Raw genomic sequence first — 16,225 nt, 5'->3', positions numbered from 1 at the left:
CTCGGGCCCGGGCCCGGGCTCGGGCTCGGGCGACCGGGACGTCACGAGTGGGCAGCGCGCCGGGGAAGGTGCCGGTCGCCGGCTCCCGCGCAGGAGCCGGGTGCGGTCGCCGGCGGGCGCGGCTGCGGGGGTCGTGTCGGTGTCGACGTCGGCCCCCACCGCCCCGACGCGGTCGGGTTTGTTCGTTGTCCGGGCCTGTGGTGCCCCCTCCGCGCCCCTGGCGTGTCCCCACTCCCACGGTCGGCACGGTCCGGTGACGAGCACCGCACCCGCAAGGGTGCGGCGCCGTACACCCCGCAGCACTCGCGCGGACCCAGGAGGCCGTGGACGTGGCCGTGGGTGGCGGACGTACCGGGGTCGGCTCCGGCGTCGGTGCCTTTGAGGCGAAGGTTCCGGTCGCCGTGAGCGAGGGAGACCGCGGCCCCCGCCCCGTGGCGTGCTTGACGGTTGGTCAGTGCCGGGGGCCGTTGCGGTACAGCAGCGGAGTACGGCAACCACCGCACCGCAGCGGGTCGCAGGAGCCCGGCCGCAGGTCCCCGATCGACTCCGCCCACGCCCCTGCCCGTTGTGCGCGCAGGGAGGTGCAAGCGTGCCCGTCCGACGGCGCTGCACCACATCGCACCGGATACGCACCCGAACGGCCGGTGAGCAGGGGCCAGAAGAAGCCCCTGCCCGCGGATGACGGGCAGGGGGCGGGCTCTTCGGTGTCAGTGGCCGGCGGTGAGCTGTCCGGCCAGGCGGTCGTGCATGTCGGCACTGGGCTGGTTGAGGCCGATGATGGTGACCTTTTTGCCGCGTTGGGCGTACTTGGTCTCGATGGCGTCCAGGGCCGCGACCGAGGAGGCGTCCCAGATGTGGGCGTCGGTCAGGTCGATGACGACGTCGTCGGGGTCGTCCTTGTAGTCGAACTGGTAGACGAGGTCGTTGGAGGAGGCGAAGAACAGCTCGCCGGTGACCGCGTAGACGACCTGGTTGCCGTCGGGGTCGACGACGCCGGAGACCTGGGCGAGGTGGGCGACGCGCTTGGCGAAGATCATCATGGCCACGATGCAGCCGACGATGACGCCGATGGCCAGGTTGTGGGTGGCGACCACGCAGGCGACGGTGACGACCATGACGGTGGTCTCGCCGATCGGCATCCGCTTGAGGGTCTTCGGCTGGATGGAGTGCCAGTCGAAGGTGGCGATGGAGACCAGGATCATGACGGCGACGAGGGCGGCCATCGGGATGTCGGAGACGACCGGGCCGAAGGCGATGCACAGCACCATCAGGAAGGCACCGGCCAGGAATGTGGACAGGCGGGTGCGGGCGCCGGAGGTCTTCACGTTGATCATCGTCTGGCCGATCATGGCGCAGCCGCCCATACCGCCGAAGAAGCCGGTGATGACGTTGGCGATGCCCTGGCCGATGGACTCGCGGGTCTTGTTGGAGTGGGTGTCGGTGATGTCGTCGACGAGCTTGGCGGTCATCAGCGACTCCATCAGGCCCACCAGCGCGAACGCGAAGGCGTACGGGGCGATGGTGGTCAGCATGTCCATGGAGAGGGGTACGTCCGGCAGACCCGGAACCGGCAGCGAGGAGGGCAGCTCGCCCTTGTCTCCGACGGTCGGAACGGCGATCCCGGCCGCGACAGTGATGACGGTCAGGGTGACGATCGAGACCAGCGGAGCGGGCACCACCTTGGTGATCTTCGGGAAGAACACCAAGAGGGCCAGGCCGCCGAGGATCAGCGGGTAGACGGCCCACGGGACGTCGCTCATCTCGGGCACCTGTGCCATGAAGATCAGGATGGCCAGTGCGTTGACGAAGCCGACCATGACGCTGCGAGGCACGAAGCGCATCAGCTTGGCCACGCCGAGCGCGCCGAGCGCGATCTGCATGAGGCCGCCGAGGATGACCGCGGCGATCAGGTAGCCGAGGCCGTACTCGTGGTTGAGGGGGGCGATGACCAGGGCCATGGCGCCGGTGGCGGCGGAGATCATGGCCTTGCGACCGCCGACGATCGAGATCACCACGGCCATCGTGAAGGACGCGAACAGGCCGACGGCCGGGTCGACACCGGCGATGATCGAGAAGGAGATCGCCTCGGGGATCAGGGCCAGGGCCACCACCAGGCCGGCCAGCACCTCGGTCCGGAAGACCTTCGGGGAGGCGAGCCAGTCGGGCTTGGACATGCGCATCGTGGGGACTGCGGACAGCGGTGAGGACATGCAACCGTTTCTGTTCGGGCGCACGCATCCTCGTGCCGGATGCAGGCGCGTCGTACTCGACTCCACACGGAGGCGGTGGAGTCCCCGGTGGCCCGGCCTCGATGGGGGCCCTGCCGGAGGGAGTGGCAGCCGGGGGCGGCTGCCGGTCGGGCATCATTGCCCGGAAGTCTGGGGCGCCGGCGTGGGCCCGACCGCGGCCGCGACGCTGGCGGGGCGGCTGCGGCTGGTCTTCACAGCTTTGCTGCCCTCGCCGAGAACCCTACCCTAACGTGAGGGCAGGGTGTGAGTCAGGGCTTGTGAAATGCAGGTAAACAGGCTCGCGGATCATGTGATTCCAGCCACGTATGCTGGAGCACTTCGAATGTTCGAAATGCGACGGGGACACCGAAGGAGAAGGCGCGACGATGACTGAGCGGCAGATGCAGATCGGCGAGGTGGCCGAGCGGACCGGTTTGTCGCTGCGCACGATCCGCCATTACGAGGACGTCGGCCTCGTGACGCCCTCCGCGCGGAGCAAGGGCGGTTTCCGGCTCTACACCGAGGTGGACGTCGAGCGCCTGATGGTGATCCGCCGAATGAAGCCGCTGGACTTCTCCCTGGAGGAAATGCGGGACCTGCTGGAGGTCACCGACCAGATCGCGGCCACGGACGACCCGCCTGCGGGCGAAGAGAGGGAGCGGCTGCGTGAGCGGCTGGATTCCTACCGCAGGGTGGCCGACGCCCGATGCGAAACGCTGCGCGCGCAGCTGATGGCAGCCGAGGACTTCGCGTCCACCCTGCGGCGCAGAATGGACGCGGGAAAGTAGCCGACGGCACCTCGTAGTGGCGGATCGTGCGCAGCGACAAACCGGTCCGCTCGGCCACCTCGCCGATCTGCATCAGCTTCCCGCCCACGGCTCCACCACCTCGCGTCGCCAATCTACCCTAACGTCAGGGTAGGTTGATGGTCGCTGCAACGAGGACGGCCGGACAGGCTGCCGTCGTCGTCCGGCGGCGCCGCCTTCGTTCCCCCTCACGGGCGGCGTCGCCGCCCGCCGCGTCCGCGCCCCCCAGGGGCTGCATCACGCGGACTCAGAGCCAACCGGCGAGCAGCGCATGACCCGGTCTCTGGAGGACAGCGTGACCGGCCCCGTCGTCCCTGACCTCACCCGGCCCGACACAGGCACGATGGTCATCGCCACGCAGTACGCGAGCGGCCGGGACGAGCAGCTGCGACGGGCCGACGCCGACGCGAGCGAGTACCACCGGGGCGAAGAGTGCCAGGGCTGCGTCTCCCCTCTGCTTCTGGCCGGACCGGAGTCCCCCTACGTGGGCCGTCGCCGGAGACCGCCGGTTGATGACGGCGGGCGGGGAAGGGCGCAGTGCAGGTGGTAGCCGGTGGCCCGGGCGGAGGGTGGACTGGAGCGGATCTTGTGCAGCATGGCGAGGTTGCCGGCCTGTTGGCGCTCGGTGTTGGTCCACTGTGCGTGGGTCAGGACTGGGTCGCCGTCGGTTTTGAGGCAGCAGGACGGTGCCGCGACCCCCATGATCCGGCCCGCACAACTCTCCGGTAGCGTCACAGTATGAGCCACCCGCACCCCGAACTGAAGCCCGCTCCCCCACTGCCCGAGAGAGGGCTGAGGGTCATCGCTCTGGGCGGCCTGGGCGAGATCGGTCGCAACATGACCGTCTTCGAGTACGCGGGCAAGCTGCTCATCGTCGACTGCGGCGTACTGTTCCCCGAGGAGAACCAGCCCGGGGTGGACGTGATCCTGCCCGACTTCACCTCCATCCGGGACCGTCTCGACGACGTGGTGGCCCTGGTGCTCACGCACGGCCACGAAGACCACATCGGCGGCGTCCCCTACCTCCTGCGCGAGCGGCCCGACATCCCCGTCGTCGGATCGAAGCTGACCCTGGCGTTCCTGGAGGCCAAGCTCAAGGAGCACGGACTGCGTCCCCCGACGGTGCGCGTACGGGAGGGCGAGAGCCGCTCCTTCGGGCCCTTCGGCTGCGAGTTTGTCGCCGTCAACCACTCCATCCCCGACGGCCTCGCCGTCGCGATCCGCACCGGTGCCGGAATGGTGCTGCACACCGGCGACTTCAAGATGGACCAGTTCCCCCTCGACGACCGGATCACCGACCTGCGTGCCTTCGCCCGGCTCGGGGAGGAGGGCGTGGACCTGTTCCTGACCGACTCCACCAACGCCGAGGTGCCCGGCTTCACCACCTCCGAACGCGAGCTGACTCCTGCGATCGAGCACGTCCTGCGCACCGCCCCGCGCCGCGTCGTCGTCTCCAGCTTCGCCAGCCACGTGCACCGCATCCAGCAGGTCCTGGACGCCGCCCACCAGCACGGCCGCAAGGTCGCCTTCGTGGGCCGCTCCATGGTCCGCAACATGGGCATCGCACGCGAACTGGGCTACCTCAACGTGCCCCAGGGCTTGGTGGTGAGCACCAAGGAACTGGAGAAACTGCCGGCCAACAAGGTCGCCCTGGTGTGCACCGGCTCGCAGGGCGAACCGATGGCCGCCCTGTCCCGGATGGCCAACCGCGACCACATGATCCGCGTCGGCGAAGGGGACACGGTGCTGCTCGCCAGCTCGCTGATCCCCGGCAACGAGACCGCGATCTACCGGGTGATCAACGGACTGACCCGGTGGGGCGCGAACGTCGTCCACAAGGGCAACGCCAAGGTTCACGTCTCCGGGCACGCCAGCGCCGGTGAACTCGTCTACTGCTACAACATCGTCCGACCGCGCAACGTGATGCCCGTGCACGGCGAGTGGAAGCATCTGCGGGCCAACGCCGACCTCGCCATCAGGACCGGCGTCGAGGCCGACCGTGTGGTCATCGCCGAGGACGGCGTCGTCGTCGACCTGGTCGACGGCCGCGCCCGGATCACCGGCAAGGTCCCCGCCGGAAACGTGTACGTGGACGGCATGACCGTCGGCGGCGCCACCGAAGCCTCGCTGAAGGACCGCCGCACCCTGGCCGAGGAAGGCGTGCTCACCGTCGTCGCCATCGTCGACGCCGACACCGGCGCCCTCGCCGAGGCCCCCGACTTCCTGGCCCGCGGCTTCGTCCACAACGACGCCACCTTCGAATCCGTCATCCCCGTCATCGAGAAGACCCTCACCAAGGCGGCCGAGGAAGGTGTCGGCGACGCGCACCGGCTGGAGCAGCTCCTCGCCCGCGCCGTCGCGAACTGGGCCTACCGCACCCATCGCCGCCGCCCGCTGATCGTCCCCGTCATCATCGATGCCTGACCGATCACCGCCCTGCCGCTGACGGACGCAACGCCCAACCCGGGGCGAGCCCGCCAGCACGGCGCAGCCGCGGGCCGGTCACCCACTCGCCCACACGACCAGGAGACGGATGAACGCGCGTTGCAAGGAGACCGACGGGCCGCCCCACGCCGAGGGGAGACATCAGTCTGCGCCGCCGCCGGGACCCGACCTCCGTCGTTGACATCCGATTCAGGTCGCCGCCCGGCCCACAAAGACCGCCTCGCCCTGCCCGGGCAAGGTCTCAGGCGGAACCGCTGTCCGCGTGTTGGTGGGCGCGGCCCCGAAGTCCCAGCACCACACAGGCACCCGCTCCGGCGAGCAGCGAGCCCAGAAGTACGGCGGCCTTGGCCTGCTCGGCCGCGGCCGGGTCGGTGAACGCGAGGTCGGTGATCAGCAGGGAGACCGTGAACCCGATTCCGGCCAGCATCGAGAGACCGAGCACGTCCGGCCAGCGGAGACTCGGGTTGAGCCGGGCGCGGGTGAGGGTCACCAGCAGCCAACTCGCGCCGAAGATTCCGACCACCTTGCCCAACACCAGTCCGAACACGATGCCCAGGCTCTCCGGCTCCCGGCCCAGGGCCGTCAGGGTGTCGCCGGACACCGCGACTCCGGCGGCGAACAGCGCGAACAGCGGCACTGCGAGCCCCGCCGACCACGGGTGCAGCAGATGGCCGACGTGTTCGGCGGGCGCGTGCTCCTCACCGTCGCGGGCAGTGGTGCGCAGCAGCATGCCGATGGCCACTCCGGCGATGGTGGCGTGCACTCCGCTGTTGTACGTCAGCGCCCAGATCAGCAGGGCCAGCGGGACGTAGACGTACCAGCCGCGTACCCCTCGGCGGTGCAGCAGCCAGAACAGGGCCAGGCCCGCGAGGGCGCCGGACATCGCGACCAGATTGAGGCCGGAGGCGAAGAAGACGGCGATGATGACGATCGCGATCAGGTCGTCCACGATCGCCAGGGTGAGGAGGAAGGTGCGCAGCGCGGAGGGCAGCCGTCGGCCGACCACCGCCAGCACTCCCAGTGCGAAGGCGATGTCGGTGGCCATGGGTACGGCCCAGCCGTTGAGGTCTCCGCCGCGGGCGCCGACCAGGGTCACGTAGATCAGCGCGGGCACGGCCACGCCGCCGATGGCGGCCACGATCGGCAGCGCTGCGGCAGCCGGGTTGCGCAGTTCTCCTAGGACCAGCTCGCGCTTCAGTTCGATGCCCACCACGAGGAAGAACAGGGCGAGCAGTCCGTCCGCAGCCCAGTGGCCGACCGACATCCGCAGGGTCCAGTCGCCGGGCAGGTCGACGCCCAAGTAGTGGTCCTTGACGCTGAGATAGCCCTCGCTCAGCGGCGAGTTCGCCAGGACCAGCGCGAGGGTGGCAGCGATCAGCAGCATCAGCCCGCCGGCGACCTCCAGCCTCAGGAATTCGGCGAGGGAGCGGCGGTTGCGTTCCCCGTTGTCCGGGAGAGCGGGCTGCGGAGTGTGCGGGGATGCGGAAGGGGGCATGGCGGGCGCTGCCTTTCGGGAAGAAGGATGGTTCGGCCGTCCTGCCGACCAGACTTCCCGGCGCACCAGCCTCCACCGTAACCACCGACACCCACCACTTGGGCCGCGGGGGTGCCGTCGACGGTGGGTGGGCCGGTGTACTGCAGGCCGGCGCAGACGTGACGCACGCCTCGTCTTTCACGCCTACGGCGCGGTCCGCGGCGGGCGGGTACATGGTTAGGCTTCCCCAGTGCTTCAGACAGCGGCGCGGCCGTCGCACGGTGGGGAGCCCCTCCGATGGCCGCGGTGAGATTCCCGCGGTTCCGCCATCCGGCCCAGCTGGTGATGGCGGGATTCGCCGCAGTGATCACGGTGGGTACGGCGCTTCTGATGCTGCCGGCGTCGAAGGCGGGCCCCGGAAGCGCCTCCTTCCTGGAGTCGTTGTTCACCGCGACCTCTGCCACCTGTCTCACCGGTCTGGTGGTGGTGGACACGCCGGTGTACTGGTCCTCCTTCGGCCACATCGTGATTCTGGGCCTGATCCAGCTGGGTGGCTTCGGGATCCTCACGTTCGCGACCGTGCTCATCGTGCTGCTCTCGCGACGCATCGGCCTGCGCACCCGGCTGAATGCGGCCGTGGAGACCAAGGCAATCGGGCTCGGCGACATGCGCTCCATCGTGCTGGGCGTCATCAGGGCGAGCCTGCTGATCGAGGGCCTGGTGGCGGCTGTGCTCGTCGAGCGGTTCGCCACTCGCTACGAGATGCCGTGGCCCCAGGCACTGTGGCACGGGGTGTTCCATTCCGTGTCGGCGTTCAACAACGCCGGCTTCGCGCTCCACAGCGACAGTCTGATGCGGTTCGTCACCGACCCGGTGGTCAGTCTGCCGATCGTCTTCGCCTCGATCGTCGGCGGGCTCGGTTTCCCCGTCCTGTACGAGCTGCGGCGGCGGTTCACCAAGCCGAACGGCTGGTCCATGCACACGAAGATCGTGGTGTGGGCAAGTGGCGTGTTTCTGCTCGGCGGCGCGGCGTTCGTGACCGCCGTGGAGTGGAGCAACCCCGCGACTCTCGGTCCCCTCAACGTCCCCGGCAAACTACTGGCCGGGTTCTTCCAGGGGACCATGCCGCGCTCGGCCGGCTTCAACACCGTCGACATCGCCGAGATGAACACTGCCACCTGGCTGGGCATGGACATCCTCATGTTCATCGGCGGCGCGAGCGCCGGCACGGCGGGCGGCATCAAGGTCACCACCTTCGCCGTGCTGTTCTTCGTCATCTACGCCGAGGTACGGGGCGAGAGCGCGGTGAACATCTTCAACCGTCGTCTGCACGGCGACGTCCAGCGGCAGGCGCTCACCGTGGTGCTGCTCTCCGTCGCCGCCGTCACCACCGCGACCGTCGCCTTCATGGTGTCCACCACCTTCACCCTCGACCAGTCGCTGTTCGAGGTCATATCCGCCTTCTGCACCGTCGGTCTGTCCACCGGCATCACCGCCGACCTGCCCGACCCTCACCAGTTCCTGCTGGTGATCCTGATGTTCATCGGCAGGCTCGGGCCCGTGACCGTCGCGTCGGCACTCGCGCTGCGCAGCCGTCGGCGCATGTACGAACTACCGGAGGAGCGACCCATCATTGGCTAGGAACCGCAGCAGCAAACCCCGGCGCATCGCCGTCAACGACTCCGTCGTCGTCATCGGCATGGGCCGCTTCGGGCAGGCCCTCGCGTTGGAGCTGATCGACGAGGAGACCGAAGTCCTCGGAATCGACTCGGACGAGGACGTCGTCCAGGCCATGTCCGGCAGCCTCACCCACGTCGTGCGGGCCGACTCCACGAAGGAGGAGGCGCTGCGCCAACTCGCCGTACACGAGTTCAGCCGCGCCGTCGTCGCCATCGGAACCAGTCTGGAGGCCAGCATCCTCACCGCCTCCCTCCTGGTCTCCTTCGGTATCCCGGACGTGTGGGCGAAAGCGACCAGCAAGGCCCACGGCAAGATCCTGGCCCAACTCGGTGTCCAGCACGTCGTCTTCCCCGAGCACGACATGGGCCAGCGCGTCGCCCACCTGGTGCGCGGACGCATGCTCGACTACATCGAGTTCGAGGACGACTTCGCCATGGCCAAGACCACCCCGCCCGCCGACACCTGCGGAAAGCGCCTCGGCGACAGCGCCATCCGAAGCCGCTACGGCCTCACCGTTGTCGCGATCAAACGCACGGGCGAGGGCTTCACCTATGCCACGGCCGACACCGTCCTGCGCCCCGACGACACCATCATCGTCGCCGGCCGCACCCGGCAGACCGAGCGATTCAGCGAACTCGGGTGACCGCCCCCGGGTGGCAGACGAAGATGCGCGTCGCGGGTGTTCCAGCTTCTGCGGCGACACCTAGACTGCTGCGGTGAAAGCGCTGTACAGAACCGCCGACTCACAAGCTGAGATACGGAGTTGGTGCATCGATCGCCTCGGTTCGAGCGAGTTGCGCCACCGGCGTTCCGAGATCTCCACCGCCGCGGGCTCCACCAGTGTCGTCACGGCGGGCCCGCCGGCGCGGGCCACCGAACCGACCGTCGTCCTGCTGCCCGGCACCAACATGAACACGGCAACCTCCCTGCCCTTCGTCGGAGCGCTGGCCGCCCGTCGCCACACCGTCGCGCTGGACGTCCCCGGCCAGCCCGGTCTCAGCTGTGGACAGCGGCCGGCCACCGGACGCATGAACTGGTACGCGTCCTGGCTCGACGAGGCCCTGCGCCGCTCCGTTTCCGGGCCCGTGGTGGTGGTCGGCCACTCACTCGGCGGCGCGATCGCACTCGCCTGCGCCTCGCCGCAGATCACCGGACGCGTCCTGCTGTCCACCGCGGGCCTCGCTCGACTGCGCCTTCCTCCCGCGGTACTGGCAGCCACCGTGCCGTGGCTCGTCCGCCCCTCGGTACCGCACGCCGCGCGGCTCCTCGAACGTCTCGTGGCTCCGGGACGAGAGCCCTCCCCCGAGCTGGTCCGCTGGATGGACGGCGTCTCCCGCCACAGCCGTACGACTCTGGCCCCGGCCCCACTTGCTCCGGGGCTCCTGGCACGGCGGCGGGCGGTGCCGTCCCTCGTGGCAACCGGACAGCACGACGTGTTCCTGCCCCCGCGCGTACTCGGCCCGGCTGCACGCCGGCACCTGGGAAGCGAGCTTCACGTGGTCGAGACAGCAGGGCATCTGCTGCCCGAGGAGGAGCCCGAACAAGTGGCCACGCTCGTCGAGGAGTTCGCCACCGGTCTGTAGCGCACGCCGGTCTCCAGGCCCCGTCCGTCTGTGGCGCCCTCCGGTCCGTGGCGCCCTCCCCGGGGCGGCCCGCGGCCTCGTCGCCTGTCACCACGTGCCGGCGCGGTGTTCGTGCTTTTTTAGCGACTTGCTTACGGGCGCCACTGTTCCCTTCCGTTGAACGGCTGTTTAACGTAGCTGTGTGAGTACGACGGAGGCAGTGGACGCGACAGGCGGCGGTACCGCCACGCGCATCCGCGAGGCCGCGATCGCACGGTTCGGCCGGGACGGCTTCGATGCCGGCCTGCGCGCGATCGCCGCGGATGCCGGCGTGACGGCCGGCCTGGTGGTGCACCACTTCGGTTCCAAGGACGGACTCCGCCGGGCCTGCGACGCACGGGTGCTCCGGCTCATCCGCGAGGAGAAGGCGAAGACACTGACCAGCGGCACGTCGGAGATGCTGCTGACGCAACTCGCCGAGGTGGAGCGCTTCGCGCCTCTGGTGCTCTATCTGCTGCGCAGCCTGCAGGCCGGCGGGGAGCTGGCCGCCGAGCTGATCGTGCAGCTGACGACCGATGCCGAGAAGTACCTGACCGCGGGAGAAGCGGCCGGGGTGATCCTTCCCAGCCGGGACAGGGCAGCTCGGGCCCGGTACCTGGCCTACCAGTCCGCCGGAGGCATGCTCCTCTGGTTCACCCTGCACGGCGTGGGAGCTCCCGGGACGTTCCGCACGGCGTTCCGCCAGTACGTCGACGAGGTCACCCAGCCCGCTCTGGAGCTCTTTGCCCAGGGCCTCCTGGTGGATCGCACCATGCTGGACGACTTCCTGATGCAGGTGCCCGACCCCCCGGAGGACGGCAGTCCTTCCGCGAGCTGACCAGCCGGCGCGTGTGGTTGCGGGCCCGCTCGTCACCGGTCTCTCCATCCTTCCCTGCGGCACCACTCCGGACAGCCTGCCGGGGTGGTGAGTGAGGTGTCCCCACCATGACTGCTGCGATCGACGTCCAGAACCTCGTCAAATCCTTCGGCCGCACCACAGCCCTCGACGGTCTCGACCTGGCCGTTCGGCCCGGCGAGGTCCACGGCTTCCTCGGGCCCAACGGCGCCGGGAAATCCACCACGATCCGCGTACTGCTCGGACTGCTCCGCGCGGACTCGGGCCGGGCCCGCGTGCTCGGCAGCGACCCCTGGGACGACGCGGTCCGCCTGCACCGCCGACTCGCCTACGTACCCGGCGATGTGGAGCTGTGGCCCAACCTCACCGGCGGCGAGGCGATCGACCTGTTCGCCCGCCTGCGCAACGACACGGAACCGGTGCGGCGAAACGAGCTGTGTGAGCGGTTCGACCTGGACCCCACGAAGAAGGGCCGCACTTACTCCAAGGGCAACCGGCAGAAGGTCGCATTGATCGCCGCTCTGGCGAGCGAGGTCGAGCTGCTGCTCCTCGACGAGCCGACGTCCGGTCTCGACCCGCTCATGGAGGTCGTGTTCCAGGAATGTGTCCGGGAGGCGCGGGAGGCGGGACGGACCGTACTGCTCTCCAGTCACATCCTCGCCCAGGTGGAGGAGTTGGCGGACCGGGTCTCCATCATCCGTCAGGGCCGGATCGTGGAGACCGGTTCGCTGACCGAGCTGCGGCACCTGAGCCGGACGTCCGTGCGGGCCGTCACCACCCGGCCGCCGGACGTACTGGCCACCCTGCCCGGTGTACACGGCCTCCACTCCGAGAACGGCCAGGTCCGCTTCGAGGTCGACGGCGACCAACTGCCCTCGGTGGTACGAGAACTCGGCGAACTGGGCGTCCACGGACTGACGGCGCACCCGCCGACCCTGGAACAGCTGCTGCTGCGCCACTACGGCGACGAGCCCGCCGCCCGTCGCGAGGGGACAGCCCGATGACCACGATGCGCGGCGCCACCCCAGCCTCACCCCGGCAGGGCAGCAGCCCGCGTCCGAGCCCTCGGTTCGACGCGTTCGCCGGAACAGGAGCCCTCCTGCGGTTCATGGTGCGTCGCGACCGCGTGCGGCTGCCCGCCTGGACGATCGGTCTGAGCCTGCTCATGGCCTACTTCGCCACCGCCCTGGAGACCCTGGCCAAGACCCCTGAGGATCTCGAGGGTCTGACCGCGTTCTCCGAGAGCCCGGCCGGCGCACTCCTCGGCGGGCCCGGCTTCGGATTCGACGCACTGACGATCGAGAAGTTCCTCGTCGGCCAGTACGGGCTGTACCTGCTCGTCGGCGCCGGGTTGATGGGGATCCTCACCGTCACTCGACACACCCGGGCCGAGGAACGCGCCGGGCGGACCGAACTCGTACGCGCCTACGTCGCCGGCCGCCACGCCCCGCTCACCGCCGCGCTGCTGTTGACCGCACTCATGGCCGTGACGGTGGCCGCGCTGATCACGGCCGTGCTGAGCGGCCGAGGCTACGACGCTGTGGGCTCGCTGCTCTTCGGCGCGGGCGTCGGCAGCTCCGCCTTGGTGTTCGCCGGTGCAGCCGCAATCACCAACCAGGTCACGGAGTATCCGCGGGCCGCGGCGGGGATGAGCGGCGTCGTGCTCGGCGCGGCGTTCATGCTCCGCGGACTGGGCGACATGGCGGCGACCCAGGGCTTCGGCCCGTCCTGGCTGGTGTGGCTCTCCCCGATCGGCTGGTCCCAGCAGACCGCCCCGTACGTACTCGACCGCTGGTGGCCGCTGGTGGCCTCGCTGCTCTGCACGGCCGCGACCGCGGCGACCGCGTACGCGCTGTCCACACGTCGGGACCTCGCCGCCGGGCTGCTCCCGCCGCGCCCCGGGCCGCCGCATGCCGCGCGGTGGCTGCGCGGCCCGCTGTCCCTGGCCTTCCGACTGCAGCGAGCCGGCCTCATCGGCTGGAGTGCCGCGCTTGTAGTGGCCGGAATCGGCTACGGCTCATTCACCCAGCCGCTCCTGGACGGGTTCGAGGACGCCCCCGAGGACCTCGTCGCCGTGCTGGGCGGGGCCCAGGACATGCTCGCCGGCTACCTCGGGCTGATGGGCCTGATGATGGCCCTGATCGTGGGCGTCTTCGCGGTGCTCGCCGTCCAGAGCCTGCGCGCCGAAGAGGCCGACGGGCGTACCGAACCCGTCCTCGCCGCCGCCGTCAGCAGACCTGCGTGGCTCGGGGCCCATCTGGCCGTCACCGGCCTCGCAGTGCCCTGGCTGCTGCTGGTCGCGGGTGCCGGCACGGGCATCGGTGCGGCAGCCAGTACCGGAGACCCCTCTCTCATCGGCGAACTGGTGGTCGGTCATCTCGCGCACACACCGGCTGTCTGGCTGGTGCTCGCCCTCGCCGCCCTGCTGTACGCCGCCGCGCCGCCATCCCTGCCCGCCGTCTGGGCAGTCCTCGGCCACGCCGCACTCGTCGCCTTCTTCGCCACCGTCCTCGACATTCCTGGCGTGGCTGTCCGCCTCTCTCCCTTCGAGCACATCGGCGCGTACCCCTCCGAAGGCGTCAACGTCCTCGCGGGACTCGTCCTCACTGCCCTCGCCACCCTCATCGCCACGGCCGCCACTGCCTGCTTCCGGCGGCGCGACCTCGCCACTGCCGTCTGAACGGATGCGACACGGCTCCGCACAGGCAGAGCCGGACTTGCCCCGTAGGGGCGCATCGCGTGCGGGATGCGGTCCGCCGCCGATGGATGCCAGGGCGCCCGGTTTCCCCGCTCGGACGACCCACTCGCAGCGCCGTGCCACTACGTGCCATTCAGCACGGTGAACAGCGGTCACCACGAGACCCCACCGTGCCGCCCCGCCCCCGCACGAGAGCCATCCCCACTGCTCAGCGGGCAGCGCAGACCTCGGCGCCGGGTGATTCCCAAGCTCAGAGCGCGAGTTCGATTCTCGTCGCCCGCTCACGCGTCAACCCCCAGGTCACCGACCCGGGGGTTGTTTGTTTTCCAGACCACCTCAGCCCCCTTGCACCAGATCCGCACCAGAAGGCTTGGCGGCACCCTTCCGCTCAGCCGTGACGCGGGCGTCCAGCGGACTTGCCGACGGTCGTAACCCGGTCGCCTTCAGCCTCCGTACACGAGATTTGGAGTCAGGAAGCCGTGACCTCGTCAGATCGGGACTGTCGAAGTAGGAAGGATAGGCAAGCCACAGGAGGGAGCACCGAGCGTCAGCCCTTCGCTCACCCCGCTCTCCGGAACGGCGACGTGGATCAGCGAGGACTGTCCCTCGTCGATGTAGACGACGCGGGCCCGCGCCCTGCGGGCCGGACTGCGTTGACGGACGTCTGGCAACGGACGAGCTCGGTTGCCATGCTCATATTCCTTGCAGCAGCTCGGCTTCCTCGGCAAGGGTCATTCCGGCGTTGCGGGGACGGTCCAGCCCGCGTTCGCGCTCCCACGCCAGAACCGAGGCGACGGTGTCGGCCAGCGGTCGGATTCGCAACCCGGCGTCCAGCGACGGCTGCGCGTCCCGGCCGCCAAGGCCGTAGTGCGAGGGCCCCAGCCACAACGGCAGTGACCGCCGCCCGGACCACTGGTTCACCCCGGCCTCGGTCAGCCGCTCCGACGAGGCGGGCACCAGCTCGACCGGCGCACCGACCGCGGCCGCGATCTCAGCGAGCAGGTCAGGCAGGAGCTGGGCGGGGCCGACCCCGTCGTAGTCGCCTGCCAGGCCCTGCTCGCCCGCGTCGACGATCCACCCGGCCAGGTCGCGAACGTCGCAGTACTCGACCTGGCCCGCGACCATCGCCGTGCTGGGCGGCTGGAACCTCGGCACCGAGGGGTCGCGGGCCGAGTGCCTCGCGCACATCGACGAGGTCTGGGCCGACATGCGCCCGCGAGGCCTGCGCGAGCGGATGGCCGCCACGGGCTGAGCCCGCGTCCCCCGGCCGCCCGGCGCAGCCGATGGCGACCTCCACGTGTACCGCCCCGCCGACACCGGTCCCTGCCAGGCCCTGCCGGACCGCCCGTCTTCCTCCGACAGATCATGAGGAGGACAGTGACGGCCCGGGGTGCGGTTGTTGGCCGTGAAGCGGTTCGGGACCAGCCGGACGAACGCGTTCCGCAACCCTGCCGTTTCCGTACTTCGGCGTTCTGCCGAGTTGAGCCGCCGGGGTGTGGAGCGGTGGCCGGAGGTCGTGGAAGTGAGAGAGGGGCGGTGGTCGGGCGGAATGTATCCGGCGTGTATGCGCGGCTCGTTGAATCTCCCTCCTGTCACTCGATGACCAGGGAGAAGCATGCACAGACACTACCGACGACTGCTGGCCGCGGCCGGGGCCGCAGTCGCCGTCACCGTCGCCGCACCACTCGCCTTCGCCGCGCCGCAGAACGGCGCTGCAGGGGGTGAGGGAGACCAGGCCGTCGCGGCGGCGAGCGAGGCCGAACTCGCGGCCACCCGCCCCGCGTTCAAGATGCCGTTCCTCTGCGGTCAGCAGTGGCTCGGCAGCAACTGGAACGGGCACAGCCCCGCCCACTCCATCGACTGGAACCACTACGACAGCAACGGCAACCCGGACGACCGCGGGCGCCGCGTCTTCGCCAGCGCCGGCGGGACGGTGCTCGAGTCCCACTACTCCACCACCACCGGCTACGGGAACACTGTCGTGATCGGCCACGGAAACGGCTGGCAGACCCGTTACGCACACCTCAAGACCCGTGGAGTGCAGAAGGGCGACAAGGTCAAGGTCGGCGCGAGGATCGGCCAGGTCGGCGCCACCTCCGCGAAGTACACGCTCTCCCCCCACCTGCACTACGAGCAGATCCACAACGGTCGCACGGTGGTCGCGGTCGTTCAGGGCGTCACCTGGCACGACTTCACCAAGCGGAATCAGACCAGCAAAAACCGGTGCGGCTGACGCCCGGTTCCGTGTGTCCCGGGGAGGGAGAGGGCGGCGGTGCTTCTCCCTTCCACCGGCGAGTGGCCGCCGGTTGCCGTCCGGGGTCGTGCCGGGCAGCGGCCGGGGTCGTGCCGGGCAGCGGCCGGGGTCATGCCGGGCAGCGGCCGGGGTCATGCCGGGCAGCGGCCGGTTCTCCCGTCGTTCAGCGAGGGGCGGTCGCCC

Annotated in this window: 13 protein-coding genes and 2 pseudogenes; 10 read left to right on the top strand and 5 right to left on the bottom strand. The window is 69.9% G+C overall.

Annotation, left to right across the window (positions count from 1 at the left end):
• Positions 1–707: 707 nt before the first annotated feature.
• Complete coding sequence (locus JGS22_RS10100; protein ID WP_211040069.1) at positions 708–2,210, bottom strand: SulP family inorganic anion transporter; 1,503 nt, start codon at positions 2,208–2,210, stop codon at positions 708–710.
• A 404-nt stretch (positions 2,211–2,614) separates the two neighbouring features.
• On the opposite strand from JGS22_RS10100, the gene JGS22_RS10095 reads away from it, so the two are divergent.
• Positions 2,615–3,016 carry a MerR family transcriptional regulator gene (locus JGS22_RS10095; protein ID WP_211040070.1) on the top strand — a complete coding sequence of 134 codons (402 nt, stop codon included), beginning with the start codon at positions 2,615–2,617 and terminating at the stop codon, positions 3,014–3,016.
• On the opposite strand, the pseudogene JGS22_RS10090 reads toward JGS22_RS10095, so the two are convergent.
• Positions 3,015–3,104: pseudogene (locus JGS22_RS10090) on the bottom strand (MerR family DNA-binding transcriptional regulator); the annotation flags it as partial. The gene JGS22_RS10095 and the pseudogene JGS22_RS10090 sit on opposite strands and share 2 nt — an antisense overlap.
• A 668-nt stretch (positions 3,105–3,772) precedes the next feature.
• Here JGS22_RS10090 and JGS22_RS10085 point away from each other — a divergent pair.
• Complete coding sequence (locus tag JGS22_RS10085) at positions 3,773–5,458, top strand: ribonuclease J (protein ID WP_211040072.1); 1,686 nt, start codon at positions 3,773–3,775, stop codon at positions 5,456–5,458.
• 262 nt (positions 5,459–5,720) lie between these two features.
• On the opposite strand, the gene nhaA is transcribed toward JGS22_RS10085, so the two are convergent.
• Positions 5,721–6,974: a Na+/H+ antiporter NhaA gene (gene nhaA, locus JGS22_RS10080; protein WP_211040073.1), complete on the bottom strand. Its 1,254-nt coding sequence runs from the start codon at positions 6,972–6,974 to the stop codon at positions 5,721–5,723.
• Positions 6,975–7,250: 276 nt separating this feature from the next.
• Between nhaA and JGS22_RS10075 the strand changes: the two genes are divergently transcribed.
• From JGS22_RS10075 to JGS22_RS10050, 6 genes are all read left to right on the top strand, one after another.
• Positions 7,251–8,594 carry a TrkH family potassium uptake protein gene (locus JGS22_RS10075; RefSeq protein WP_211040074.1) on the top strand — a complete coding sequence of 448 codons (1,344 nt, stop codon included), beginning with the start codon at positions 7,251–7,253 and terminating at the stop codon, positions 8,592–8,594.
• On the top strand, positions 8,587–9,276 hold the full coding sequence (locus JGS22_RS10070; RefSeq protein WP_236073097.1) for a potassium channel family protein: 690 nt from the start codon (positions 8,587–8,589) through the stop codon (positions 9,274–9,276). Before JGS22_RS10075 ends, JGS22_RS10070 begins: the two co-directional genes overlap by 8 nt.
• Positions 9,277–9,349: 73 nt before the next feature.
• The gene (locus JGS22_RS10065; RefSeq protein ID WP_211040075.1) at positions 9,350–10,216 is read left to right on the top strand and encodes an alpha/beta fold hydrolase; all 867 of its coding nucleotides are present in this window, start codon (positions 9,350–9,352) and stop codon (positions 10,214–10,216) included.
• A 181-nt stretch (positions 10,217–10,397) separates the two neighbouring features.
• Positions 10,398–11,072 (top strand): TetR/AcrR family transcriptional regulator, encoded by a 675-nt coding sequence (locus tag JGS22_RS27090; RefSeq protein WP_308405601.1) that lies wholly within the window; start codon positions 10,398–10,400, stop codon positions 11,070–11,072.
• A 107-nt stretch (positions 11,073–11,179) separates the two neighbouring features.
• Positions 11,180–12,094, top strand: a complete 915-nt coding sequence (locus JGS22_RS10055) for an ABC transporter ATP-binding protein (RefSeq protein ID WP_211040076.1) — start codon at positions 11,180–11,182, stop codon at positions 12,092–12,094.
• The gene (locus JGS22_RS10050; RefSeq protein WP_211040077.1) at positions 12,091–13,770 is read left to right on the top strand and encodes an ABC transporter permease; all 1,680 of its coding nucleotides are present in this window, start codon (positions 12,091–12,093) and stop codon (positions 13,768–13,770) included. The genes JGS22_RS10055 and JGS22_RS10050 overlap by 4 nt, the downstream gene beginning before the upstream one ends.
• A 551-nt stretch (positions 13,771–14,321) precedes the next feature.
• Here JGS22_RS10050 and JGS22_RS27375 read toward each other — a convergent pair.
• Together JGS22_RS27375 and JGS22_RS27370 are read right to left on the bottom strand one after the other, a co-directional pair.
• Positions 14,322–14,516: pseudogene (locus tag JGS22_RS27375) on the bottom strand (hypothetical protein); the annotation flags it as partial.
• On the bottom strand, positions 14,482–14,976 hold the full coding sequence (locus tag JGS22_RS27370) for a Rossmann-fold NAD(P)-binding domain-containing protein (protein ID WP_236074229.1): 495 nt from the start codon (positions 14,974–14,976) through the stop codon (positions 14,482–14,484). The pseudogene JGS22_RS27375 and the gene JGS22_RS27370, both read right to left, overlap by 35 nt.
• Between JGS22_RS27370 and JGS22_RS27085 the strand changes: the two genes are divergently transcribed.
• Positions 14,918–15,040, top strand: coding sequence for an MbtH family NRPS accessory protein (locus tag JGS22_RS27085; protein WP_372454222.1), 123 nt, complete (start codon positions 14,918–14,920; stop codon positions 15,038–15,040). The genes JGS22_RS27370 and JGS22_RS27085 overlap by 59 nt on opposite strands.
• A gap of 363 nt (positions 15,041–15,403) precedes the next feature.
• Positions 15,404–16,021, top strand: a complete 618-nt coding sequence (locus tag JGS22_RS10040) for a M23 family metallopeptidase (RefSeq protein ID WP_211040078.1) — start codon at positions 15,404–15,406, stop codon at positions 16,019–16,021.
• The last annotated feature ends 204 nt before the right edge of the window (positions 16,022–16,225 follow it).

The sequence above is a fragment of the Streptomyces tardus genome, assembly GCF_018101125.2.
GTDB lineage: Bacteria > Actinomycetota > Actinomycetes > Streptomycetales > Streptomycetaceae > Streptomyces > Streptomyces tardus.
Note: the sequence above shows the minus strand (reverse complement) of the source record. Positions and strands in the feature narration are given on the sequence as shown.